Source organism: Micromonospora sp. NPDC000442 (assembly GCF_042898635.1).
Taxonomy (GTDB): domain Bacteria; phylum Actinomycetota; class Actinomycetes; order Mycobacteriales; family Micromonosporaceae; genus Micromonospora.
Map to the genome: position 1 here is coordinate 212,668 of NZ_JBIAYZ010000001.1, position 21,465 is coordinate 234,132.

The window sequence follows — 21,465 nt, forward strand, 5'->3', positions numbered from 1 at the left end:
TGCCTGTCTGGCCGCCACCGACCAACCCGGGCGGCCGGCGGGACGAGCCCGCGCCCAGTTCGCCAGGGGTCGCGCCCCGACCCTCGTCCCGTCCGGGACTGCGTCCGGGCTCCGCCGGGTCGCACGCAGGCTCCGCCGGGTCGCTCGCGGCGGTGGACGTGCCGGGCGGTGATCCGGGTGCGACTCGAACCCAGCGCAGCACGTCCGAACCCGCCGCGTGGGTCGGGACGTCCGCGACCGGATCGTCTCCGGGCGTCCGGTCGCACGGGCAGACGGAGCGCACGCACCGCCCGGCCGAGATCGAGCAGACGTACCGCCCAGCCGATACCGAGCGCACGCACCGCCCGGCTGAGGCCGTGCCGACGCAGCGCCCCGGCGGCTCCGACCTGAGCGCGTACTACGCCGGGCTGGAGAGCTCGGCGACGGTGGCCCTCCCGGCCGGGGAGCAGGAGACCTCCGGCTCGTTGACCGGGCACATCCTGGCTCAGGGCTGGGCGGACACGGCGGCCGAGAGGTCGCGCAGCACGCTCCGAGTCGTGATCCTGATGGCGGTGGCGCTGGGGGTGCTGGTGGCGATCAGCGTCATGGTGGTGCTCTTCGCGAACGACGCGCTGGCGGGCGCGGGCAGTGGCCTGTTGGGGTGACCGACGGCTCCGGATCGTTGGTGAGTCCGCCCACTACCCGACTCCGGCGCGGGTGGGCACGCCCCGACCGCCGTACACTGGTCGGTGATCACTGACCTGGCGCGTGACCACGCGCCCATGGGCGTTCTTGCGGAAGATCCGGCGGCCACGGCCGCAGCGGGACATCGCGAAGATGCGCCCCGCTTGAAAGGCATTACTTGACCACCTCCGCTGACCTCGGCATGCCCCCGTTCTCCCCCGACCTTTCCGCCGCGCCGCAGCCGGCCGGCACGACCAACCCCGACACTCCGGTGACCTTCGACTCGCTCGGGCTTCCCCGGCAGCTGGTTCGGACCCTGGACCGACAGGGGATCACCACTCCGTTCGAGATCCAACAGGCCACCGTGCCGGACGCACTCGCCGGGCGCGACGTGCTGGGCCGTGGGCAGACCGGCTCCGGCAAGACCCTCGCGTTCGGGCTGCCGCTGCTGGCCCGGATCGCCGCCGGTGAGCGAGCCCGGCCCCGGCGTCCACGGGCTCTCGTCCTGGTGCCCACCCGGGAACTGGCCATGCAGGTCAACGATGCGCTGCTGCCGCTCGGCAAGGCCGTCGGCGTCTTCCTCAAGACCGCCGTCGGCGGGGTGCCGTACGACCGCCAGATCGATGCCCTGCGGCGCGGCGTCGAGGTGGTGGTGGCCACCCCGGGTCGGCTCGCCGACCTGATCGACCGGGGTGTGTGCCAGCTCGACGACGTCGAGATCACCGTGCTCGACGAGGCCGACCAGATGGCCGACATGGGTTTCCTGCCCGAGGTCACCGAGCTGCTGGCGAAGACGCCTGCCGACGCGCAGCGCCTGCTCTTCTCGGCCACTCTGGACGGTGACGTCGACGCGCTTGTGCGGCGCTTCATGACCGACCCGGTCACCCACTCGACCGCACCGCCGACCGCAGCCGTATCCACCATGGATCACCACCTGCTGTTGATTCCGCCGCAGGAGAAGTTCCCGGTTACCGCGTCGATCGCCGCGCGGGCGGGCCGGACCATCGTGTTCGCCCGCACCCAGTTGGGAGTGGACCGGCTGGTCACCCAGCTTGCCGCCGTCGGCGTACGGGCCGGGGGGCTGCACGGAGGCAAGACGCAGCGGATGCGTACTCGCACGCTGGCGGAGTTCCGCGAGGGACGGACCAGCGTGCTGGTCGCCACCGACGTCGCGGCTCGCGGCATCCACGTCGACGGGGTCTCCCTCGTGCTGCACGTCGACCCGCCGAAGGACCCGAAGGACTACCTGCACCGCGCGGGGCGTACCGCCCGGGCCGGTGAGGCCGGCGCGGTGGCCACCCTGGTGCTGCCGAAGCAGCGCCGCACCACCCTGGCGATGCTGGAGAAGGCCGGCGTGGAGCCGGCCCAGTCCCGGGTACGCGTCGGTGACCCCGTGCTGGCTGAGCTGACCGGCGCGCGGGAGCCGAGCGGGGTACCGGTGCGTGAGGAGCCGGAACAGCCCCGTCGCAGCAGCCGGCCGGGCGGCCCCCGCCGCTTCGGCGACCGGCCCACGAGCGAGCGCCGCTACGCCGACCACGGCCACCGGGGCGAACGCCGCTTCTCGGAGCAAGCACCGGGCGACCGCCGTTACCACGAGCACCCGCGCGGCGAGCGCCGCCTCGGCAGCGATCGGGGCGGTCGGTCGGAGGGTTGGGGCACGAACGACCGGCCGCGCGACGATCGGCGTGGGACAGGTGGCCGGTCCCGGGCCCGCAGTTACTGATCAACACGCGCCGCTCGCGGTGCTGGTCTTCGGCGCATACGCTGCCCGGCTCAGCCGGGTGGCGTAACGTCCGGCTCATGCCGACCACGCCGAAGTCGCTGCTATGGACCCGCACGGACACCGCCGGTGCCGAGCACGCCGTGGTCGACGACGGCCACGGCCTGACCGCACAGGGCACACAGTTGGCCGTCGACCCGGTTCCCTACACGTGTCGCTACCAGGTGACCACCGACACCGACTGGTCGAGTGTCCGCCTGGAGGTGGAGGTCGAGGGAGCCGGGTGGCGGCGCAGCGTACGGCTCGAACGGGCGACGCAGCGGTGGCGGGTGACCGCCGCCGAGCAGGGTGACCTCGACGCGGTCCTGACCGCCGCCGGGCACGCCCCGGCCGGGCTGCCCGGCGTGGAGGACCCGGACCGGTTGGCCGACGCCCTCGACGTGGATCTCGGTGGCTCACCGCTGTTCAACACGCTGCCGCTGCGTCGGCTCGGCCTGAACACCGCACCCCCGGACACCAGGCACTCGATAAGCGTGGCCTGGGTGCTGCTGCCCAGCCTCACTGTGCTCCCCGCCGAGCAGGTGTACACCGGGCTGGGCCCGAACCGGTTCCGGTACGCCAGCGGCGGCTTCAGCGCCGAGGTCGAGATGGACGCCGACGGCTACGTGCAGCGTTACCCAGGGCTGGCCGAGCGCGCGCCGACACGCTGAGGGTTTTCACCGCTGGAAAGGGCCGGCGTGCGTGCCGCGTGCCGGCCCTTTCGGCTGCGCTCCGTCGACCGATGGCCCACCCCCACCCGCAGGCGGGATGACCGCGCCTCTCCTTGTGGGGCCGCCTGCCGGCACGTCCGATGACTTCCTGACCACTGTCGGGGAAACGCTCTCCACCATTCGTGGATTGACAGCGTCAATTGCTTCTCCAAGCAAAGCGACAATTACCGGGTTGTCGCCTTCCCGACAGTCCCGTCGATGGGACCCGATCGATTGCCGGAGTATGGTTCGCGTAATCAATTCGCAACCGGCTTTACCGCTCCGAGCCTCAGACGCAATTAATCGACAGGGTCGGGCGGCCGACGCCCAAGCGACCGCAAGGAGGGGAGCAAACGTGACGGAGCATTCCGGCGTCACACAGATAAGGGTCAACCGGGCCACTTTGTGGATCGGCGGCGACGTTTATCAGCTCAGCAGCATCGCCCGCGTCCGGTCGCTGATGTCCGAACCTGACCGCCGGGGCATCGGGCGCGCGATCGCCCGAGCCGGTGGCTGGTTCGCCGGCGGAGTGCTGCTGCTCTGCTGCGTCGGGCAGATGGAACTTCCGGGCTACGCGCTCGTCCTGGTCGCCGCCGTCGTGCTCGGCGTGGTCGCGTATCACGTATGGCGGGCGGTCCGGCTCGCCCTTCAGGCGACCCAGTACGCGCTGGTGGTCGAGACGAACGGGGCGACCAGTGCGGCGCTCGTGAGCACCGATCGCGCCATGGTGGAGGGTTTGGTCAACCTGATCGCGAACGCTCTGGAGAACCCGCCAGCCCGGGAAATCGTCCAGAACATCGACAACCGGAAACTGGTATTCGGAGACGAAATCAACATGATGGGCGGCGGCGTCCAGATCGGGAAGGTGGCACGCGGTGACTGAGCATGTCCACGGCGACCAGATAAACATGCGCGACGGCCAGGTGCAGATCGGCAAAATCGTCGGACCGGCATTATCCGAGCTGATGCAGCTGATCGCCGTACTTCAGGAGAAAGGACACGTCGACAACCACGGCAACGTCGTCGACCAGGCAGCCGCCGCCGCTCACGTCGACGCGGAGAAGGGCCGCTTCGGCAACCTCGGCCGGGCGGTCGGCAGCGGATTGGGGCCGGTGTTGCAGAACACGATCGCCGGCACCGCGGCCCAGTTCATCGTGCGGTTGTTCCAGTGAGCGCCCCTGGCTGGCGGCTCAGGTCGGGCGCTCAGGTCGGGCGGTCAGCTCGGCCAGGAGCCGTCGGTCAGGAAGCGGTCGACGGTGGTCAGGTGCGGTGCCAGGTCGAGGCCCTGCCCGGCCACCCACTCGTCGGCGTAATAGGAGTCGGCGTACCGGTCACCCGCATCGCAGATCAGGGTGACCACCGAGCCCGTCCGGCCGGCGGCCAGCAGTTCGGCGATCAGGCCGAAGGCACCCCACAGGTTGGTGCCGGTCGAGCCGCCCACCCGCCGGCCAAGCACCGCCGAGGCGGCCCGCATGGCCGCCAGGGAAGCCGCGTCGGGCACCTGCACCATCCGGTCCACCACCGAGGGCAGGAAGGACGCCTCGACGGTCGGGCGGCCGATGCCCTCGATCCGGGAACCCCGGCCGGTGCGCACCGACCAGTCGGCCGCCTGCCAGGCGGGGTAGAACGCGGAGTTCTCCGGATCGACCACGCAGAGCTTGGTGGGTAGCCGCCGGTAGCGGGCGTACCGTCCGATGGTGGCGCTGGTGCCGCCGGTTCCCGCGCCGACCACGATCCAGGCCGGTATCGGATGCCGTTCCAGGGCGAGCTGCGCGTAGATCGACTCGGCGATGTTGTTGTTGCCCCGCCAGTCGGTGGCTCGCTCCGCGTAGGTGAACTGGTCCATGTAGTGCCCACCGGAGTCCTCGGCGAGCCAGCGTGCCTCGATGACCACCTTCGCCGGGTCCTGGACCAGATGGCACCGACCGCCCTGGAACTCGATCTGGGCGATCTTCTCGGGCGAGGTGGAGGCGGGCATCACCGCGATGAAGGGCAACCCGAGCATCCGGGCGAAGTACGCCTCGGAGACCGCCGTGGAGCCGGACGACGCCTCGATGATCGTGGTGTCCGGCCCGATCCAGCCGTTGCAGAGCCCGTACAGGAACAGGGAACGAGCCAGCCGATGCTTCAGCGACCCGGTCGGGTGGACCGACTCGTCCTTCAGGTAGAGGTCGATCCCCCAGTGCCGGGGCAGCGGGAAGGGCAGCAGGTGGGTGTCGGCGGACCGGTTCGCGTCCGCCTCCACGGCCGCGATCGCCTCGGTCACCCACCGCCGGCTGGCCTCGTCGCACCGGTCGAGATGAGTCACGCCGGGAAACCTAGCAAGCCGACAGGCGGTGCCGGGGCTCAGGCCGTCGGCGGAGCGACCGACTGCGGACGGTTCTCCCACTTGGTCGACAGTGCGATGCCGGTACGGGTGGAGGCGACCCCGGGTGTCCGGTTCAGCCGTACGATCAACTGCTCCAACTCGGCGATGGTGCCCACCCGGGCCTTGAGCAGGAAGGACTCGACGCCGGCCATGAAGTAGCAGGATTCGATCTCGGGCATCGCCCGGAACGCCTCCAACACGTCGTCGGTGTCCGCCCCGGAGTCCTCCACGATGCCGATCAGGGCGGTCACACCCAACCCGATGGTCTCCGGCTCGACCTCCGCGCGGTACGCCCGGATGACGCCCCCGGACTCCAGCTTCCCGACCCTTTCGTGCACTGCCGGAGCGGAAAGGCCGACCTGGCGGGCCAGTTCGGCGTACGACAGTCGGGCATTTCCGCGGAGCAGGTCCACGAGGTTGAGATCGATGGCGTCCACGGACTGTGACCCTAGTCGGCGCGGCGTGACACCCGGACTCCGGTATCCGTTCGGCCTGGCAGCGGGTGACAGTTCGCATACCCGGGGTTCGGAGGGCGCGACGCCGGTACCATTTACTAACTTCCCACTCAGTGCGTTTTTCGCGTTTGGCGGACACGCCAGGTCGCTGGTGCTGTAATTGCCATACGTCCCTCATGACGGCTCTGGGCTCGCACCGGCCGGGGGCAGTGTGTTCAGCCGGGGGCTTCGTCGACGCGAGGAGGGGGCTGTGGACACTGGAGATCGCCTGCTGACACCGGGTGAAGTCGCCGCACTGTTTCGGGTGGACCCGAAAACCGTGACGCGATGGGCGGCGGCGGGCCGGATCGGGAGCATCCGGACTCCAGGAGGGCATCGCCGGTTTCGGGAATCCGAGGTGCGAGCCCTGCTTGAAGGGGAGGGCATGCTGGACGAGGCGGACGAGATGGGTAGACCGCGTAACGCGGGCCCGGCCGCTTCGACCGGCCCTGCGGGACCGGCAAATGCCGGCATGTACTGAAGTGCGGGTCGGGACGCGGACCGGCCATCAGGTCCGGTCCGCGTTCAACTTTCCGGCCCACCGCTTGAACAGGGTGTGCGGCACATCGAGGGCGTCGAGCACCTTGCCCGCCACGAAGTCCACCAGCTGGGCTCCGGAGGCGGCGGCGCCCGCACCGTAGAAGCCGGGGCTGGCCGGCAGCACCACCGCGCCGGCATCATGCAGCGCGATCAGGTGTTCCAGGTGGCTTCGGGTCACCGGCGTCTCCCGGGGCACCACGACCACCCGCCGACGTTCCTTCAGGTTCACCTCGGCGGCCCGCTGCAACAGGTCCTTGGACAGGCCGATGGCGATGCCGGCGCAGGCCGCCGTGCTGGCCGGCACCACCACCATCCCGCGTACCGGATAGGAGCCGCTGCTCGGTCCGGCGGCGAGGTCGCCGGCGGGCCAGTGGCGCAGGTCCGCCGCGGCGATGTCCCGCCCGAGCCAGGCGGCCAGGTCGTCGGCCCAGTGAGCGTCGCGGAACGGCCGTCCGGTCTCGTCGAGGACGGTCAGCCGGGCGGCCCGGGAGACGATCAGGTCCACCGGCTCCCCAGCGTCGAGCAGACTGCGTACGACAGCGGCCGCGTACGGCGTGCCGGATGCCCCGGACACCCCGACCACCCATGGTTCGCGCATGCCCTCAGCCTGCCTGGTCACCGCCGGCGCCGGTCGGGCACCCCGGAAGCGTGTCCGAGGTGCCCATGATCGCCGCAGGCTGAGCGGTTACGGCACCGATGCCCGGCGGGTCTGCGGGGGCCACCGGGAGCTGGCATGCTGCCCGGGACGAAAGCACCGTGGGGGCCGACCGGAAGGATGTGGAGATCATCTCGTCGTCGGCCGGCTCCGCCCACCACGTCCTGCCGTCGTTGCGTGCCGCCTGCCCCATCGCGCCGCAACTCTCCCCGTACGCCGACGAGGTGCAGGCTTGGCTGGTCTCCGAGCTGCCGTTGGACGCGCCGACGCGGGAACGGCTGGGGCGGGCCGGTTTCGCCCGCTACGCCGGGCGGCTCTACCCCGATGCCACCGAATCCGACCTGCGCACCCTAACCGCGCTGTTCACCTGGTTCTTTCTGGTCGACGACGTCTGCGACGGGCCCGAGCGGACCGGTCTGGACGAGATCCGTGCCCTGCGGGACGGCGCAGTCGCGCTGCTGCGCGGCGGTTTCCGGCTGCGGCACCCGGGTCTGGCCGGTCCGTTACGCCGGCTGCTGGTCAGCGCCTGGCGGGAGCCGCACCGCCGGATGCCGGCCCGCTGGCGGCTGCGCTTCGCCGACGCGGTCGCCCACCACCTCGACGGCACCTGGCAGGAAGCTGTCAACAAGGCCACCGGGTACGCGCCGGGCGTCGAGGAGTACGTCGAACTGCGCCGGGCGACCTCGGCGGCGTACGTGTCGTATCCGCTTGTGGAGTTCGTCACCGGCCGGCCGCTGCCCGACCCGGTCTACCACCACCCACGGCTGGGCCAGCTCCGCGACCTCGGCAACGATCTGCTCGCCTGGTACAACGACATCGCCTCGCTGGACCGGGACGTGGCCATCTCCGGCGGACACAACCTGGTGCTGGCGTTGGCCGCCGCGCACCGCGTGCCGGTGCCCGCCGCCGTCGAGCTGGCGGCCCAGCGTTGGCACGAGTCGATGCGCCGCTTCGTCGCCCTGCGCGCCACGATGCCCTCGTTCGGTCCGGCGCTGGACCCTGCCGTCACCGCCCACCTCGACGGGGTGGCCCGAGCCGTTCGCGGCACCATCGACTGGACCATGGAGAGTGCCCGCTACGCCGTGTCGGGCAGGTGACCGGGCAAGCAGCCCCAGCCTGCGGGTCGGTCAGGCCCGCAGGCCGAGCCGGCGGGCTGGTCAGGCCCGCAGGCCGAGCCGGACGACCAGGTCAAGCAGGGCGAAGGCGAACAGCGCGATGCCGACGAAGCCGTTGGCGGTGAAGAACGCCCGGTTGACCCGGCTCAGGTCGGTCGGCGTGACCACCAGGTGCTGGTAGCCGAAGGCGACCGCGGTGAGGGCCAGCCCGATCCACCAGAGCCAGCCGAAGCCGATCAGCACGCCGAACCAGCCGAACAGCGCGAAGGTGACCACGTGCGCGACCGTGGAGGCGTGCAGGGCGAAGCGCAGTCCGTAGCGGGCCGGCACGCTGTGCACGCCGATCTCCCGGTCGACGTCGGCATCCTGGCAGGCGTAGATCAGATCGAACCCACCGATCCACAGGCCGACGGCGGCACCGAGCAGCCAGGCCGGCCCGGAGCCGGCGAACGTACCGGTCACCGCGAGCCACGCGCCGACCGGGCCGACCATCTGGGCGGCGGCCAGGATGGCGTGCGGCCAGTTGGTGAACCGTTTGCCGTACGGGTAGACCACCAGCGGGACCACGGCCAGCGGTGCGAGCGCCAGGCAGAGCGGGTTGAGCAGGGCGGCGGCGGCGAGGAAGACCACCAGGGCGACGCCCGCGCCGGTCCAGGCCGTGCGCAGGCTCACCGCTCCGGTCACCAGTTCCCGGTTGGCGGTACGGGGGTTCCGCGCGTCGATCCGGCGATCCAGGATCCGGTTCGCGGCCATTGCGAACGTCCGTGCCCCCACCATCGCCACGGTGATCAACAGCAGATCCACCCACCGGACCCGCCCCCCGTTTACCCACATCGCCGCCAGCGCCGACAGGTACGCGAACGGCAGCGCGAACACCGAGTGCTCGATCGCCACGAGCCGCAGAAACGCCCCCACCCGCCCCCGCGATCTTGCACCTTCCGTCGGGGCAGATCCGGGCGAAGCAGACGAATCGGCGACCGAAAGTGCAAGATCGCGAGGGTCGGTGGGGTGGGTTGGGTGGGTGGGGTGGGTGGGGTGGGTTGGGTGGGTGGGCATTAGATGCCGTATTCCTTCCAGCGCTTGTCGACGAGGGATACGACCTCGGGGGCCATGGTCATCTCCTCGGGCCAGCCCCGGTGGTAGCCCTCCTCGGGGAGCTTGCGGGTGGCGTCGATACCGGCCTTGCCGCCCCAGAACTGCTGGTAGGACGAATGATCCAGGTGGTCCACCGGGCCCTCGGTGAGCAGCAGGTCCCGGGCGTAGTCGACGTTGCCGAAAGCGCGGAAGGCGACCTCGCGGTAGTCGTGCACGTCGCAGTCCTCGTCCACGATCACGATCAGCTTGGTAAGCGACATCATGTGCGCGCCCCAGATCGCGTTCATCACCTTCTGGGCGTGCTTCGGGTAGCGCTTGCGGATCGACACGATCGCGCAGTTGTGGAAGACGCCCGCGGCCGGCAGGTCGTAGTCGACGATGTCCGGGATCAGGAACCGCAGCAGCGGCGCGAAGATCCGCTCGGTGGCCTTGCCGAGCCCGTGGTCCTCCTGCGGCGGCTTCGAGGTGACGATCGAGTGGTAGACCGGGTTGCGCTGCATGGTCATCGCCTCGACGTGCAGCACCGGGAACGGCTCGACCGGCGTGTAGAAGCCGGTGTGGTCGCCGAACGGCCCCTCCGGCAGCCGCTCGCCTGGCTCCAGGTAGCCCTCCAGCACCACCTGCGCGTGCGCCGGCACCTGCAACGGCACGGTGAGGCAGTCGACCATCTCCACCCGTTCGCCGCGCAGGAAGCCGGCGAACAGGTACTCGTCGATGTCGGCGGGCAGCGGTGCGCTCGACGCGTAGCTGACCACCGGGTCGCAACCGATGGCGATGGCGACCGGGAGCCGCTGGCCGAGCCGCTCGGCGACGGCGTGGTGCGCGGTGGAGTTCTTGTGGATCTGCCAGTGCATCCCGAGGGTGTTGTGGCTGTGCTGCTGGAGCCGGTAGAGGCCCAGGTTCCGCTTGCCGGTCTCCGGGTGCTTGGTGTGGGTCAGCCCGAAGTTGTGGAAGATCCCGCCGTCACCCGGCCAGACCTGGAGCCCGGGCAGCCGGTTGAGGTCGACATCGTCACCCCGGTAGACCACCTGCTGGCAGGGGGCGGTCTTGACCTTCTTCGGCGGCATCGACTTGAGCTGCATGACCTTGCCGAGGCCACCCATCATGCCGGAGAAGCCCACCGGCAGCTCCGGCTTGAGCATCTCGCCGATCCGGTTGCCGATCTCGTCCAGCGACTCGACGCCGAGCGCCATCGCGGTGCGCTTCTCGGTGCCGAAGAGGTTGATCGCCAGCGGCATCTCACCCCGCGTGGGCTGATCGAACAGCAGCGCCGGCCCGTCGGCCCGCACCGTCCGGGTGACGATCTCGCTGATCTCCAGCGTCGGGTCGACCGGGACGCTGACGCGCCGCAGTTCGCCCTCGCGCTCCAGCGCCGCGAGAAAATCCTTCAGATCGGTGTACGGGAAGCCACGAGCCGCCATGCCCGCAAGTCTGTCCTACGTCCGCTGGTCCTGCCCACGCCGGGTGGCCGTACGCCCTGTGGCGCGCCCCACCCACGCCGCCGTCCGACGGCGGCGGCCTGCCGTCGTGCTCCGGCAGTGGCGCGGCATCGCACGATGCGGTTCGTGGCTGGGCCGGGGTATGGGGGGTCGGCCCTGTCGAGCTGAGAGCGCGTACGGATCGTCACGGGACGTCGCGATCGGGCGAATCCTGCGAGACTTGCGCCTGCGCGACCGCGCCCAGCTCGGCGACGCTCGCGGCCCGTCAGTCGCCGACCTCCGGAGGAGTGACAGATGAACCAGGATCGGACGAGACTGTCCCGCTACGCGCGGCCGGGACGGCTGACCTCTGCGGGGCCGTTTGCCTCGCTCCTCGACGCGGTGCCGTCGGAGCCGGCCGGGATTGCCCGGACGATCCAGGGGTTGCTGATCCACGAGCACATCGCTGGCGCCTACGGGGTCACATTGACCGACGGCGACCGGCAGACCGTGCACCTGCGGCCGGCCGACGAGATCCTCGCCCGCATCGCGGGAGGGCCGGACGACCAGCCGCTGACCGTTGCGCGTACTCCCGAGCAGCGGGTGGCCGGGAACTGCCGGCACTACTCGCTACTGCTGGTCACGGCGCTGCGGGCCCGGGGCGTACCGGCCCGCGCCCGCTGCGGATTCGGCGACTATTTCGTCGACGGCAGGTACGAGGACCACTGGGTCGCGGAGTACTGGCATGCCGAGCAACTGCGCTGGGTCATGGTCGACGCCCAGCTCGACGCACGCCAGCGTGAGCTGTTCGGCATCGACTTCGACACCACTGACGTGCCCCGGGACCGGTTCCTGGTCGCCGGTGAGGCATGGGCCCGCTGCCGCGCCGGTGCGGCCGACCCGGACACCTTCGGGCTGAGCGTGATCAACGAGGGCGGCTGGTGGTGGATCGCCGGCAACCTGATGCGCGACGCCGCCGCGCTGCACGGCGTGGAGCTGCTGCCGTGGGACGCCTGGGGCGCGATGCCCGCCCCCTTCGAGAAGATCGACGACGAGCGGGCGGCGCTCTTCGACGAGCTGGCCCGACTCACCCGCGAGCCCGACGAGCACGCGGATGAGCTGCGCCTGCTCTACGCGGACGAGCGGCTGAACGTCCCCGCCACCGTCCGCAACGAAGTGCGCGACCGCGACGAACCGGTGTGACGACCGGTCCCGCCCCGGTCAGGCGGCCGGCTGCCACGCGTACGCGGCCAGCGGCGGGTTGATCGGCGCCCGGGTGAGCCGGTTGGCGAAGGTGGAGATGGTGTACGTGCCGACGCCGAGCACCACGTCCAGGGCGTGCCGGGGCTGGTAGCCGGTGGCCAGGAAGGCGGCCAGCTCCTCGTCGGGCACCGCGCCCCGGTTGTCGAGCACAGCCAGGGTGAAGCGGCGCAGTGCTTCCAGCCGCGCGTCGGGCAGGGTCGTGCCGGCGCGCAGCGCGTCGATCAGCTCGGCGGCAGCGCCGTGCCGGACCAGGGTGGCGGTGTGCATGGCGACGCAGAGGTGGCATTCGTTCCGGCCGGCGACCGTGAGCACCACGACCTCCCGCTGGATCGGGTCCAGCCCGCAGCTCTCGAAGCTCGCGTTCGCGGTCAGGAAGCCCTTGAGCAGTTCGGGGGACTCGGCCATCAGGCCGACCGCCCCGGGCAGGTGGCCGAGCTTGCGGCGTACGCCGTCCATGGTGGCCCGGGCGGCCTCCGGCGCGGTGTCGATGGTGTGGGTGGTGAAGACGTGCGTGGACATGGCGACACCCCTTGCCGTAGGTTAGTCAACGTGGTTGACCAAACCGTAAACCAGGTTGTCGAAATTGCCAACACCTGAACCGCAGCGCCCCGGCTTCGTACTGCCGCTGCTGTTGCTTGCCGGCTTCCGGACGCTCATCGACGACCTGCACGCCGAGCTGGCCCGGCAGGGTCACCCGGAGCTGCGTCCGCTGCACGGCTTCGTGCTCCAGGCCGTCGGCGCCGACGGCACCACCGCCTCCGAGCTGGGCCACCGGCTGGGCGTCTCCAAGCAGGCCGCCGGCAAGACCGTCGACCGACTGGTCACCCTCGGCTACCTGGAGCGCGCCGACGACAGCCGCGACGCCCGCCGCAAGCTGGTCCGGCTGACCCCGCACGGGCTCGACGGGCTGCGCCGGTCGGCTGTCATCTTCGACGACCTGCGGCAACGCTGGACGGAAACGCTCGGCGCGGACCGGGTGGCAGCCATCGAGGACGACCTGCGGGCCGTCGCCCCCGCCAACTGGTTCCGGCTCGACGTACCCGGATGGTTCACCGGCTGACCGGGAGCACCTCCAGGAACGCCCGCCAGGCCGCCGGGCCGAAGGTCAGCACCGCGCCGTCGCGGTCCTTGCTGTCCCGGACCGCGACCAGGCCGGGCAGGTTGTCGGCCACCTCGACGCAGTCTCCGCCGTTGGTGCTGCTCCGGGTGCTTGTGCGCCACCGGGCGTCGGTCAGCTCCGCCATGACTCCGCCACCTCCGTCAACAACTCGATCGACTGCCGGGGCGGCAACGCCTCGCCCTGGATCGCCTCCCAGGAGGCCCGGATCGCCAGCACGTCCTCGGTGTGGTCGATCACCTGGCCCTTGAGCTGATCGTCCAGATAGGCCACATCCTCCCCACTGGGAAGGGTAGCCAGCACGAAGGCCCCGGCGACACCCGGATACGCGCCGACCGAGGCGGGCACCACGTGCAGGCGTACCCGGGCATGCTCGGTGGCCAGCTTGACCAGCCGCCACAGTTGCTCGCGCATCACCACCGGCCCACCGACCGGCCGGCGCAGCACGTGCTCGTCCAGCACCGTGACCAGCTGCGGCTGTCGCTCGCCGGTGAGCACCGCCTGCCGGGCCAGTCGCGCCTCCACCCGCCGCTCCACCTCCGCGTCGTCGTAGAGGCCGACGCTGCGGAACAGCGCGCGGGCGTACGCCGAGGTTTGCAGCAGCCCCGGCACCACCGTGTGCTGGAACGACCGCAGCACGGTGGCCTGCCGCTCGTTGGCCTCCCACTCCCGCATCCACTGCGGCGAACCGAACCGGGCCAGCATCCGGACGAACGCGCCGCCGGTGTCCAGCGCGCCGTCCACCAGCTCCCAGAAGTTGGGCGGCGGCTTGCGCGCCTCGGTCTCCACCATGGCAACCGGGTTGCCCACCTTCGGGGTGGCGAAGACGCCCTTCGTCGGTGCGTACGACGAGCCGGGCATGCATCGGGGCGACTGGTCGGCGCTGCGCGAAGGCGACGAGGTGCTGGGTCGGGTGCTGCGTACCCAGACCGACGTCAAGCCGGTGTTCGTCTCGGTCGGCCACCGCACCAGCCTCGACCTGGCGACCACGATCACGCTCGACCTGAGCCGCCGCTACCGCCTGCCGGAAGTGATCCGCCGCGCCGATTTCCTCTCCCGCGAAGCCCTCCGCTGACCGTCGGCACTCATGATGTCGAGTAATTCTTGGACAGTTCCCGTTAGCGAATAACGGAAAATGTCCAAGATTTCGACGCCGTTGGGAAATCTCACCAGCGGTGGACCGGGACGCCGGGCGACGACAGCATTGCGGCATGTCGGATGCGTACGTTGTCGGCGAGCCGGACGGGCTGTCGCCGCTACAGGTCGAGCTGCGCGACGCCATCGCCCGTGAGTTGCACGCACAGCTCGCGCTGCGGTCCGAGCGCATCGAGCTGGCCGATCTGCCGGAGGTCGCCTACCAGGTCACCCTGCGAGTGAGCGAAACGCTCACGACCACCATCCCGCAATAAGTGGAGTTATACGTCTTGCGGGTCAGAGGCCGCCGTAGGAGTGCAGGCCCTCGAAGAAGATGTTCACGCCGAAGAGGTTCATCAGCACGGTCAGGAAGCCGAGGATGGCCAGCCAGGTGGCCGTGTTCCGCCGCACGCTCGGCGTGGCGCGGGCGTGCAGGTAGCCGGCGTACACCACCCAGGAGATGAAGGCCCAGGTCTCCTTCGGGTCCCAACCCCACGGGCGACCCCAGGCCGCCTCGGCCCAGATCGCCCCGGCGATCACCGCGAAGGTGAAGATCGGGAACGAGAAGGCGTGCAGCACGAAGGTGAGCCGCTCCAGCCCGGCCGCCGCCGGCAACCGCTTCGCAAGGGTGTACGGGAAGCTGCGCTTGCCGTTCTCGTATCCGGCCCGCATCAGGTACGCCGCCGCCGGCACCACGCCCAGCAGAAACAGACCAGAGGCGAAGACGATCGTCGACACGTGCACGATGAACCAGTACGAGTTGAGCGCCGGCACCAGCGGCACGATCGGGGTGTAGAGCACCAGCTCGGCGGTGGCCACCAGCAGCACCATCACCAGCGTCAGGAACAGCCCGAGGCGGCGCAGGAACGGCCACTTCACCAGCACGGCCAGCCAGGCGGCGACCCCGATGAACGAGACCGTGAGCACGAACTCGTACATGTTGCCCCACGGCATCCGGTCGGCGGCCAGGCCCCGGGTGACAAGTGCCGCCAGGTGCAGCGCGGCGGCCACGGCGGTCAGCCCGACGGCGACCCGGCCGCCCAACTCCGCGCGGCGCGCGGTCCGCTCGGCCCGACTCGGCGCCGCAGTGCTCCCGACCCCGGCACCGCTCGTGCGACCAGCCGCAAAGGTGTCACCGGCCGCCACCGAGCCGGTCGCCGCCGAGCCGGCGGAACCGCGACCAGCCGCAGCGCCACCGTCCACCGCAGGGCCGTCCACCGCGCCGGGCGAGACCGCCCCCACCGCCGCGCCGACCAGCTCGCGGGCCGGTGCCACGACGACCCTGGCGCGCGAGTTGCCGAGGGCGTACTCGACGGCGTGACTGATCATCGCCAGCAGGTACACCAGCGTGGCGATCGACACCAGCTGATCGGAGAGTGCGGACATCACTCGGCTCCTTCCCGGGCCCGGGCCGGCGCGCCCGGGTCGGTGCCGGCGTCACCGGATCGTCCACCGATCGCGGCGACCAGTTGGGCGAACTCGGCGGCGAACCCGGGATGCTCGGTACGCGGCAGACCAGCCACCTCGACCAAACTACTACCGCCTGTCGGAGATCCACTGTCGGGGTCACCCGGGCCGGCCGGCAACAGCCGGACGAACACCCGTCGACGCCTGACGAACAGCGATCCCATCAGCCCCAGCACCAGCCCGATGGAGCTGACCAGCAGCAGCATCGTGCCCGGGTCGTGACGTACCGACAGCACGATGTACCGCTCCGTGCCCACGAACTCGACGGTGGTGCCGTCGTCAAGCGTCCAGCTCTCCCCGATCCGCAGCTGCTTCGCACCGATCTCGGTGAGCCGGCCGTTGCGTAACTGACGCTGGTCGAGCTGGTAGACCGAACCGGGGATACCGGCGTCGAGCCCCAGGTTCCCCCGGTACGCGACCAGGTCGAGCAGCGGATTCTGCTCGGTCGGATGCTCCGAGCGGACGAACGGCGGCTGCTGCGGTGCCGTCGGCAGGTAGAGCCCGGAGAAGGCCACCTGGAGGTCCGGATTCCGCTCCCCGGTCTCCGGGTCGACGTTGGCGTCCGGGAAGGCGGCCAGCCCTTCACCGGTCAGCCCGATGTCGCCGGTGGTGAGGAACGGCACGGTGCTGGTCTGGGTGCCGCCGAACCGGTCGGTGTACCGGATCACCGGGGCGTAGCCGTGCCCGAGCAGGTAGACGTTCGCACCGTCGAGGCGCAACGGTGCGTTTACCGAGAACTCGGCCGGACGCGGAGCGCCGCCGTCCTCGTCGACGGTCACCTTCGCGTTGAAGGAGGACGCCTGGCCGTTCGGCAGGAACTGCGCGTCGAACTCGTCCAGCTGCATGCAGAACCGGGGCAGGTCGTCTCCGACGCGCGGGCCGAGCCGCGCCTCGGCGTACTGCTGGCGGGTGTTGCAGAAGACCTGGTCCGCCCCGGCGACGAGCAGCCGGTTGCCGTGCCAGCCGTACCACGAGCCGAGCGCGACACCGACCAGCACCAGCACCATCGAGCTGTGGAAGACCAGGTTGCCGGTCTCCTTGAGGTAGCCCTTCTCGGCGGAGACCTCGTCGCCGCGCACCGCCACCCGCCAGCGCCGTCGCCGCAGCGTCTCGGCGACCGCCGCCGCACCGCCCTCGGGCGCGGGCACCACCGCGTGCTGCGGCAGCCGCTCCAAGCGTTTCGGTACGGCCGGCGGGCGGGCCCGTAGCGCCCGGACGTGGTCGCGCAGCCGGGGCGTGATGCAGCCGATCAACGAGGTGAACAGCAGCAGATAGATCGCGGAGAACCAGACCGAACTGAACGCCTCGAACGCGCCCACCCGGTCCAGCAGCGGGGCCAGGTCCGGATTGGCGGTGTAGAAGTCGCGTACGTCCTCCGGGTTGACCCCGCGCTGCGGCAGCACCGACCCGGGGATCGCGGCGATGGCGAGCAGGAAAAGCAGCACCAGCGCGGTACGCATGCTGGTCAGCTGCCGCCACGAGTTGCGCAGCAGGGCGAGCAGTGGGTTGCCGCGACGCCGGGGCGCCTCGGCCGGAGTGGCGGGCCGGTCGTCGACGGCGGTCATCAGATGCCCACCTCGAAGTTGCCCACCCCGACGGTGGTCTGCAACCAGATCACGACGTTGGTCCAGCCGCCGGTGACCAGCGCCAGCCCGATCAGGATCAGCAACGCCCCGCCGATCCGGGTGACCCAACGGCTGTGCCGACGCACCGTGCGGAACACCCCGAGCAGCCGGTTGAAGCCCAGCCCGAAGACGACGAACGGCAGGCCCAGCCCGAGGCAGTACGCCACGGCCAGCACCACCGCCCGGTCGGTCTGCCCGCTGGTGGTGGCCATGCCGAGCACCGCGGCCAGCGTGGGCCCGGTGCAGGGAACCCAGCTCAGCGCGAACACGGCACCGAGCACGGGCGCGCCGAGCAGGCCGGCGGCGGGCAACCGGTTGATCCGGAACTCCCGCTGGAATCCGGGCAGCGCACCGAGGTAGCCCAGACCGAGCACGACGATGAGCCCACCGACGATGATCTCCAGCGTCCGTTCGTGGTCGAAGAAGACCCGGCCGACCCCGCTGAACAGGACCGCGGTGGCGGTGAACACGACGGTGAATCCGGCGATGAACAGCAGCGTCCCGGCCAGCACCCGGCCCTTCACCGCGGGGGCGACCCGGGTGCTCTCCCGTACGGCGGTGCCGACGCCGCCACCACCGCCCGGTGTCTCGCCCGCAGCGGGCGACTCGTGCCGGCCCTCGAGGTCCGCGCCCGCCAGGCCGGTGACGTACGAGAGGTAGCCGGGCATCAGCGGCAGCACGCACGGGGACAGGAAACTGACCAGACCGGCCAGCGCCGCCGCGCCCAACGCCAGCAGCAACGGGCCGGACTCGGCGAGCTGACCGAATGTCCCGCCCATCAGCGCTTACCGGCCGGCGCGGGTGCCTCGGCGGCGATCCGCTCGACGATTGGTTGCAGCCCCTCCTGCCGGACCGCCGCCCGGATCACCGTGGCGATGCGGCCCTCCCGATCCAGCACGACGGTGGCCGGGATGGTGTTCGGCGGGATGTCCATGTCGAGGGCGAGCCGGCTGCCCGGGTCGAAGATGCTCGGGTAGCTGACCCGACCCTCCTCGAAGGCGATGGCCTTGTCCCGGCTGTCCTGCACGTTGATGCCGAGGAAGGTCACCCCGGCGTCCTTCGTCGCCTGGTGCGTGTTCTCCAGGTCGTCGGCCTCGGCCCGGCACGGCGCGCACCAGGAGCCCCAGAAGTTGATCACCACGACGTTGCCCCGCTGGTCGGTCACGTCGTAGGACCCGCCGGCAAGCAGCTCACCGGCGATCGTCGGGGCGGCGGAACGCTGCTCCGGGGCGCACTCGACGATGCCGCCGGCGCTGTCGCAGTCGGACTCCCGCCCGTCGCCGGTACAGCCGCTCAGGAGCATGGCGGTGGTCGCGGCGGCGAGCAGGCCGGCAGCCAACCTCCGGACGCCCATCTCAGGCCCCCTTGGCCGTCCGCGCGGTCGGCGACATCGCCACCAGGTGTGCGGCCGGTTCGGAGTAGCCGATGCCGACGATCTTGGCACCGTCGAAGTGGAAGGTGGTGAGCGAAGCCAGCGCGCACTGCCGGCGACGCGGGTCGTGCCACAGCCGCTTGCGCTCCACGTACCGGCGCAGCGTCCAGATCGGCAGCTGGTGCGAGACCAGGACGGCCTCCCGACCCTCGGCGGCGATCCGGGCGGCGTGCAGGGCGGCGAACATCCGCTCGGCGATGGCCCGATACGCCTCGCCCCAGGACGGAGTGACCGGATCACGCAGCACCCACCAGTTACGCGGGTCGCGGAACGAGCCGTCGCCCGGCGAGACCTTCTTGCCCTCGAACCAGTTGGCGCTCTCGATCAGCCGCTCGTCCACCCCGACGGGCAGCCGGAACTGGGCGGCGATCGGCTCGGCGGTCTGCTGGGCGCGTTCCAGCGGGCTGGCCACCACGTGCACGACCTCACGTTCGGCGAGCCCCTGCGCGGCGGCCTTGGCCATCTGAACGCCCAGTTCGCTGAGGCGGAAACCGGGCAGCCGGCCATACAGGATGCCGTCCGGGTTGTACACCTCGCCGTGCCGGAGCACATGGACCACCGTCTTGCTCACCGCTGTGCCCCTTCTGTTCGCGACTGCGGGGCTCGCAAAACCGGCTCACTCCTCGCGCTCACCGCGCCGCCCTCTGTTCGCGACTGCGGGGCTCGCAAAACCGGCTCACTCCTCGCGCTCACCGCTACCCCCCGTGACCTGCCGCTGCCGCCGCATTGGCCGCCGACGGCAGCGCGGCGGCGATCTGTTCCAGGGCGGCATCGTCGATCGCCGCCGAGACGAACCAGGACTCGAACGCGCTCGGCGGCAGGTAGACCCCGGCAGCGAGCATCGCGTGGAAGAACGCCTTGAACGCTGGCACCTGCTGGGTGCGGGCGCTGTCGTAGTCGACCACGTCGGCGTCGGTGAAGAAGATCGAGAACATGTTGCCGGCGTACGACAGCCGGTGCGGGACCCCGGCGGCGGCCAGCGCGTCGGCGGCCAGCTTGCCCACGACGGCGGCGGTGTCGTCCAGCCTGCGGTAGAGCGCGTCGTCGGCGAGCCGCAGCGTGGTCAGCCCGGCCGCGCAGGCCAGCGGATTCCCGGAGAGGGTGCCGGCCTGGTAGACGGGGCCGGCGGGAGCCAGTCGCGACATGATCTCCGCGCGCCCGCCGAACGCCGCGGCCGGCAGGCCACCACCCATGACCTTGCCGTACGTCCACAGGTCCGCCTCGACCGGGTCGAGCCCGTGCCAGCCGGCGCGGGAGACCCGGAACCCGGTCATCACCTCGTCGACGATCAGCAGTGCGCCGTGCGCGTGCGCGATCCGCGCCAGCTGTGCGTTGAACCCGTCGCGGGGGGCGACCACGCCCATGTTGCCCGGTGCGGCCTCGGTGATCACCGCGGCGATGTGCTGGCCCTCGGCGGCGAAGGCGGCCTCGACGGCGGTCACGTCGTTGTAGGGCAGCACGATGGTCTCGCTGGCCGCCGCGCCGGTGACTCCCGGCGAGTCGGGCAGGCCGAGGGTGGCCACGCCGGAGCCGGCGGCGGCCAGCAGCGCGTCGACGTGCCCGTGGTAGCAGCCGGCGAACTTGATGATCTTCGAGCGGCCGGTGTACCCACGGGCCAGGCGGATCGCCGACATGGTCGCCTCGGTGCCCGAATTGACCAGTCGGACCTGCTCGACCGGGGTGCGTGCGACGATCTCGGCGGCCAGGTCGACCTCGCCAGGGGTGGGCGTACCAAAACTGGTGCCCTGCACCGCAGCGGCCTGCACGGCCGCGACCACCTCGGGGTGGGCGTGGCCCAGGATCAGCGGCCCCCAGGAGCAGACCAGGTCCACGTAGCGACGACCGTCCGCGTCATGGAGCCAAGGCCCCTCACCCCGGACCATGAAGCGTGGTGTGCCGCCGACCGCCCGGAAGGCGCGCACAGGGGAGTTCACCCCGCCCGGCACGATGGCGCAGGCGCGGTCGAACAGGGCCGCTGAGGCCGGCGCGTCGACCGGGTAGCGGTCGGATCCGGCGGTAAACACCTCGGTCACGATGCCGCCATTGTGTCAGCGCCCGGCGGCGGATCGGCAGCCACCCCGGCCCGGGGTTACCGGGCTCACCCCCGGCACGCTGCGCGGGGACAGCACGCCTCGACAGGCCGGTCGACAGAGATCGCGATAGGCTGACCCGGTGGATCGTGCCGAACTGTCCATCACCGTGCACCGAACGGGCGACGAAGCAGTGCTCCGCCTTGCCGGTGAGATCGACATGCAAACGGCCGCCCAGCTATCGACCGTCGTCAACGAGGTTCTCACCGAGCCGCCGCCCCGGATCGTCCTCGATCTCGGTGGCGTGACGTTCTGCGATTCGCAGGGGCTGGGCACCCTGGTCGTCCTCAGCCGCAAGGCCAGTCACGCCCAGGCCCTGCTCGTCCTGACCAACGTCGGCGAGTTCCTGCTCCGCGTCCTCGACATCACCGGCCTACGCAGCGCCCTGATGATCCGCAACGACACCCCCACCCCCTGACCCCCGCCCCACCCCGCACGCCACCCACCCCCCACCCCCCGGGCCGCCGCGATCTTGCACTTTCGGTCGCCGAGATGCCCCGAATCGCACCTTTCGTCGGGG

25 protein-coding genes and 2 pseudogenes are annotated in these 21,465 nt (G+C 71.0%); 12 read left to right on the top strand and 15 right to left on the bottom strand.

Translation table 11 applies throughout. The features are described from left to right. Positions 1-356: 356 nt before the first annotated feature. The 5 genes from ACFY2A_RS00995 (at position 357) to ACFY2A_RS01015 (ending at position 4,304) form a co-directional block, all read left to right on the top strand. A complete protein-coding gene (locus ACFY2A_RS00995) occupies positions 357-644 on the top strand; it encodes a hypothetical protein (protein ID WP_363923738.1) in 288 nt (95 codons plus the stop codon). A gap of 221 nt (positions 645-865) precedes the next feature. Then, positions 866-2,386, top strand: a complete 1,521-nt coding sequence (locus ACFY2A_RS01000) for a DEAD/DEAH box helicase (protein WP_387167480.1) — start codon at positions 866-868, stop codon at positions 2,384-2,386. 77 nt (positions 2,387-2,463) lie between these two features. Next, positions 2,464-3,093 carry a putative glycolipid-binding domain-containing protein gene (locus ACFY2A_RS01005; protein WP_387166801.1) on the top strand — a complete coding sequence of 210 codons (630 nt, stop codon included), beginning with the start codon at positions 2,464-2,466 and terminating at the stop codon, positions 3,091-3,093. 394 nt (positions 3,094-3,487) lie between these two features. Continuing rightward, complete coding sequence (locus tag ACFY2A_RS01010; RefSeq protein ID WP_363923742.1) at positions 3,488-4,015, top strand: DUF6232 family protein; 528 nt, start codon at positions 3,488-3,490, stop codon at positions 4,013-4,015. After that, complete coding sequence (locus tag ACFY2A_RS01015; RefSeq protein WP_363923743.1) at positions 4,008-4,304, top strand: hypothetical protein; 297 nt, start codon at positions 4,008-4,010, stop codon at positions 4,302-4,304. The genes ACFY2A_RS01010 and ACFY2A_RS01015 overlap by 8 nt, the downstream gene beginning before the upstream one ends. 44 nt (positions 4,305-4,348) lie before the next feature. On the opposite strand, the gene ACFY2A_RS01020 is transcribed toward ACFY2A_RS01015, so the two are convergent. Together ACFY2A_RS01020 and ACFY2A_RS01025 are read right to left on the bottom strand one after the other, a co-directional pair. Next, positions 4,349-5,440 carry a PLP-dependent cysteine synthase family protein gene (locus ACFY2A_RS01020; protein WP_387166805.1) on the bottom strand — a complete coding sequence of 364 codons (1,092 nt, stop codon included), beginning with the start codon at positions 5,438-5,440 and terminating at the stop codon, positions 4,349-4,351. Between the two features lie 38 nt (positions 5,441-5,478). After that, positions 5,479-5,937, bottom strand: coding sequence for an Lrp/AsnC family transcriptional regulator (locus ACFY2A_RS01025; protein WP_387166808.1), 459 nt, complete (start codon positions 5,935-5,937; stop codon positions 5,479-5,481). A 268-nt stretch (positions 5,938-6,205) separates the two neighbouring features. Here ACFY2A_RS01025 and ACFY2A_RS01030 point away from each other — a divergent pair, with 268 nt between their 5' ends. Further along, entirely contained in the window at positions 6,206-6,475 is a 270-nt protein-coding gene (locus tag ACFY2A_RS01030; RefSeq protein ID WP_281565634.1) for a BldC family transcriptional regulator, read from the top strand. A gap of 27 nt (positions 6,476-6,502) precedes the next feature. Here ACFY2A_RS01030 and ACFY2A_RS01035 read toward each other — a convergent pair whose 3' ends face one another. Next, positions 6,503-7,132, bottom strand: coding sequence for a UbiX family flavin prenyltransferase (locus ACFY2A_RS01035; protein ID WP_387166811.1), 630 nt, complete (start codon positions 7,130-7,132; stop codon positions 6,503-6,505). A gap of 158 nt (positions 7,133-7,290) precedes the next feature. Here ACFY2A_RS01035 and ACFY2A_RS01040 point away from each other — a divergent pair, with 158 nt between their 5' ends. Further along, positions 7,291-8,286: a terpene synthase gene (locus ACFY2A_RS01040; protein ID WP_387166814.1), complete on the top strand. Its 996-nt coding sequence runs from the start codon at positions 7,291-7,293 to the stop codon at positions 8,284-8,286. A 60-nt stretch (positions 8,287-8,346) separates the two neighbouring features. On the opposite strand, the gene mqnP is transcribed toward ACFY2A_RS01040, so the two are convergent. Together mqnP and ACFY2A_RS01050 are read right to left on the bottom strand one after the other, a co-directional pair. Continuing rightward, complete coding sequence (mqnP, locus tag ACFY2A_RS01045; RefSeq protein WP_387166817.1) at positions 8,347-9,360, bottom strand: menaquinone biosynthesis prenyltransferase MqnP; 1,014 nt, start codon at positions 9,358-9,360, stop codon at positions 8,347-8,349. Beyond that, positions 9,360-10,820: a menaquinone biosynthesis decarboxylase gene (locus ACFY2A_RS01050; RefSeq protein WP_387166820.1), complete on the bottom strand. Its 1,461-nt coding sequence runs from the start codon at positions 10,818-10,820 to the stop codon at positions 9,360-9,362. The genes mqnP and ACFY2A_RS01050 overlap by 1 nt, the downstream gene beginning before the upstream one ends. Positions 10,821-11,132: 312 nt before the next feature. On the opposite strand from ACFY2A_RS01050, the gene ACFY2A_RS01055 reads away from it, so the two are divergent. Beyond that, positions 11,133-12,020, top strand: a complete 888-nt coding sequence (locus ACFY2A_RS01055; protein ID WP_387166823.1) for a transglutaminase-like domain-containing protein — start codon at positions 11,133-11,135, stop codon at positions 12,018-12,020. Between the two features lie 18 nt (positions 12,021-12,038). On the opposite strand, the gene ACFY2A_RS01060 is transcribed toward ACFY2A_RS01055, so the two are convergent. After that, on the bottom strand, positions 12,039-12,599 hold the full coding sequence (locus ACFY2A_RS01060) for a carboxymuconolactone decarboxylase family protein (RefSeq protein WP_387166826.1): 561 nt from the start codon (positions 12,597-12,599) through the stop codon (positions 12,039-12,041). Between the two features lie 64 nt (positions 12,600-12,663). On the opposite strand from ACFY2A_RS01060, the gene ACFY2A_RS01065 reads away from it, so the two are divergent. Further along, complete coding sequence (locus ACFY2A_RS01065; protein WP_387166829.1) at positions 12,664-13,140, top strand: MarR family winged helix-turn-helix transcriptional regulator; 477 nt, start codon at positions 12,664-12,666, stop codon at positions 13,138-13,140. Here the strand turns inward: ACFY2A_RS01065 and ACFY2A_RS01070 are convergent. Continuing rightward, complete coding sequence (locus ACFY2A_RS01070) at positions 13,130-13,324, bottom strand: DUF397 domain-containing protein (protein ID WP_164446551.1); 195 nt, start codon at positions 13,322-13,324, stop codon at positions 13,130-13,132. The two genes, ACFY2A_RS01065 and ACFY2A_RS01070, sit on opposite strands and share 11 nt — an antisense overlap. After that, entirely contained in the window at positions 13,312-13,989 is a 678-nt protein-coding gene (locus ACFY2A_RS01075; RefSeq protein WP_387166833.1) for a DUF5753 domain-containing protein, read from the bottom strand. The genes ACFY2A_RS01070 and ACFY2A_RS01075 overlap by 13 nt, the downstream gene beginning before the upstream one ends. On the opposite strand from ACFY2A_RS01075, the gene ACFY2A_RS01080 reads away from it, so the two are divergent. Both ACFY2A_RS01080 and ACFY2A_RS01085 read left to right on the top strand, forming a co-directional pair. Next, positions 13,988-14,272, top strand: coding sequence for an endonuclease V (locus ACFY2A_RS01080; protein WP_387166836.1), 285 nt, complete (start codon positions 13,988-13,990; stop codon positions 14,270-14,272). The two genes, ACFY2A_RS01075 and ACFY2A_RS01080, sit on opposite strands and share 2 nt — an antisense overlap. A 136-nt stretch (positions 14,273-14,408) precedes the next feature. After that, the gene (locus ACFY2A_RS01085) at positions 14,409-14,606 is read left to right on the top strand and encodes a hypothetical protein (protein ID WP_363923755.1); all 198 of its coding nucleotides are present in this window, start codon (positions 14,409-14,411) and stop codon (positions 14,604-14,606) included. A gap of 22 nt (positions 14,607-14,628) precedes the next feature. Here ACFY2A_RS01085 and ccsB read toward each other — a convergent pair. The 7 genes and pseudogenes from ccsB to hemL form a co-directional block, all read right to left on the bottom strand. After that, positions 14,629-15,402, bottom strand: a pseudogene (gene ccsB, locus ACFY2A_RS01090) (c-type cytochrome biogenesis protein CcsB); the annotation flags it as partial. Positions 15,403-15,564: 162 nt separating this feature from the next. Further along, positions 15,565-15,717: pseudogene (locus tag ACFY2A_RS01095) on the bottom strand (c-type cytochrome biogenesis protein CcsB); the annotation flags it as partial. Beyond that, positions 15,717-17,363: a cytochrome c biogenesis protein ResB gene (locus ACFY2A_RS01100; protein ID WP_387166839.1), complete on the bottom strand. Its 1,647-nt coding sequence runs from the start codon at positions 17,361-17,363 to the stop codon at positions 15,717-15,719. The gene ACFY2A_RS01100 and the pseudogene ACFY2A_RS01095, both read right to left, overlap by 1 nt. Next, entirely contained in the window at positions 17,363-18,202 is an 840-nt protein-coding gene (locus ACFY2A_RS01105; RefSeq protein ID WP_387166842.1) for a cytochrome c biogenesis CcdA family protein, read from the bottom strand. The genes ACFY2A_RS01100 and ACFY2A_RS01105 overlap by 1 nt, the downstream gene beginning before the upstream one ends. Further along, the gene (locus tag ACFY2A_RS01110) at positions 18,202-18,726 is read right to left on the bottom strand and encodes a TlpA family protein disulfide reductase (protein WP_387167483.1); all 525 of its coding nucleotides are present in this window, start codon (positions 18,724-18,726) and stop codon (positions 18,202-18,204) included. Before ACFY2A_RS01110 ends, ACFY2A_RS01105 begins: the two co-directional genes overlap by 1 nt. 52 nt (positions 18,727-18,778) lie before the next feature. Continuing rightward, positions 18,779-19,426, bottom strand: coding sequence for a histidine phosphatase family protein (locus ACFY2A_RS01115; protein ID WP_363923761.1), 648 nt, complete (start codon positions 19,424-19,426; stop codon positions 18,779-18,781). A gap of 124 nt (positions 19,427-19,550) precedes the next feature. Beyond that, positions 19,551-20,888 carry a glutamate-1-semialdehyde 2,1-aminomutase gene (gene hemL / locus ACFY2A_RS01120; RefSeq protein WP_387166845.1) on the bottom strand — a complete coding sequence of 446 codons (1,338 nt, stop codon included), beginning with the start codon at positions 20,886-20,888 and terminating at the stop codon, positions 19,551-19,553. Between the two features lie 139 nt (positions 20,889-21,027). On the opposite strand from hemL, the gene ACFY2A_RS01125 reads away from it, so the two are divergent. Continuing rightward, positions 21,028-21,363: an STAS domain-containing protein gene (locus ACFY2A_RS01125; protein WP_269740311.1), complete on the top strand. Its 336-nt coding sequence runs from the start codon at positions 21,028-21,030 to the stop codon at positions 21,361-21,363. Positions 21,364-21,465 lie beyond the last annotated feature (102 nt).

Bases quoted from the DNA above. Each gene is read 5' to 3' on its own strand.
- ACFY2A_RS01055 (WP_387166823.1), top strand. From the start codon at position 11,133: ATGAACCAGGATCGGACGAGACTGTCCCGCTACGCGCGGCCGGGACGG.
- ACFY2A_RS01070 (WP_164446551.1), bottom strand. From the start codon at position 13,324: ATGGCGGAGCTGACCGACGCCCGGTGGCGCACAAGCACCCGGAGCAGC.
- mqnP (WP_387166817.1), bottom strand. From the start codon at position 9,360: ATGCCCACCCACCCAACCCACCCCACCCACCCCACCCACCCAACCCAC.
- ACFY2A_RS01105 (WP_387166842.1), bottom strand. From the start codon at position 18,202: ATGGGCGGGACATTCGGTCAGCTCGCCGAGTCCGGCCCGTTGCTGCTG.
- ACFY2A_RS01110 (WP_387167483.1), bottom strand. From the start codon at position 18,726: ATGCTCCTGAGCGGCTGTACCGGCGACGGGCGGGAGTCCGACTGCGAC.
- ACFY2A_RS01005 (WP_387166801.1), top strand. From the start codon at position 2,464: ATGCCGACCACGCCGAAGTCGCTGCTATGGACCCGCACGGACACCGCC.
- ACFY2A_RS01100 (WP_387166839.1), bottom strand. From the start codon at position 17,363: ATGACCGCCGTCGACGACCGGCCCGCCACTCCGGCCGAGGCGCCCCGG.
- ACFY2A_RS01060 (WP_387166826.1), bottom strand. From the start codon at position 12,599: ATGTCCACGCACGTCTTCACCACCCACACCATCGACACCGCGCCGGAG.
- ACFY2A_RS01035 (WP_387166811.1), bottom strand. From the start codon at position 7,132: ATGCGCGAACCATGGGTGGTCGGGGTGTCCGGGGCATCCGGCACGCCG.
- ACFY2A_RS01085 (WP_363923755.1), top strand. From the start codon at position 14,409: ATGTCGGATGCGTACGTTGTCGGCGAGCCGGACGGGCTGTCGCCGCTA.
- ACFY2A_RS01075 (WP_387166833.1), bottom strand. From the start codon at position 13,989: ATGGTGGAGACCGAGGCGCGCAAGCCGCCGCCCAACTTCTGGGAGCTG.
- ACFY2A_RS01000 (WP_387167480.1), top strand. From the start codon at position 866: ATGCCCCCGTTCTCCCCCGACCTTTCCGCCGCGCCGCAGCCGGCCGGC.
- ACFY2A_RS01080 (WP_387166836.1), top strand. From the start codon at position 13,988: ATGGCAACCGGGTTGCCCACCTTCGGGGTGGCGAAGACGCCCTTCGTC.
- ACFY2A_RS01050 (WP_387166820.1), bottom strand. From the start codon at position 10,820: ATGGCGGCTCGTGGCTTCCCGTACACCGATCTGAAGGATTTTCTCGCG.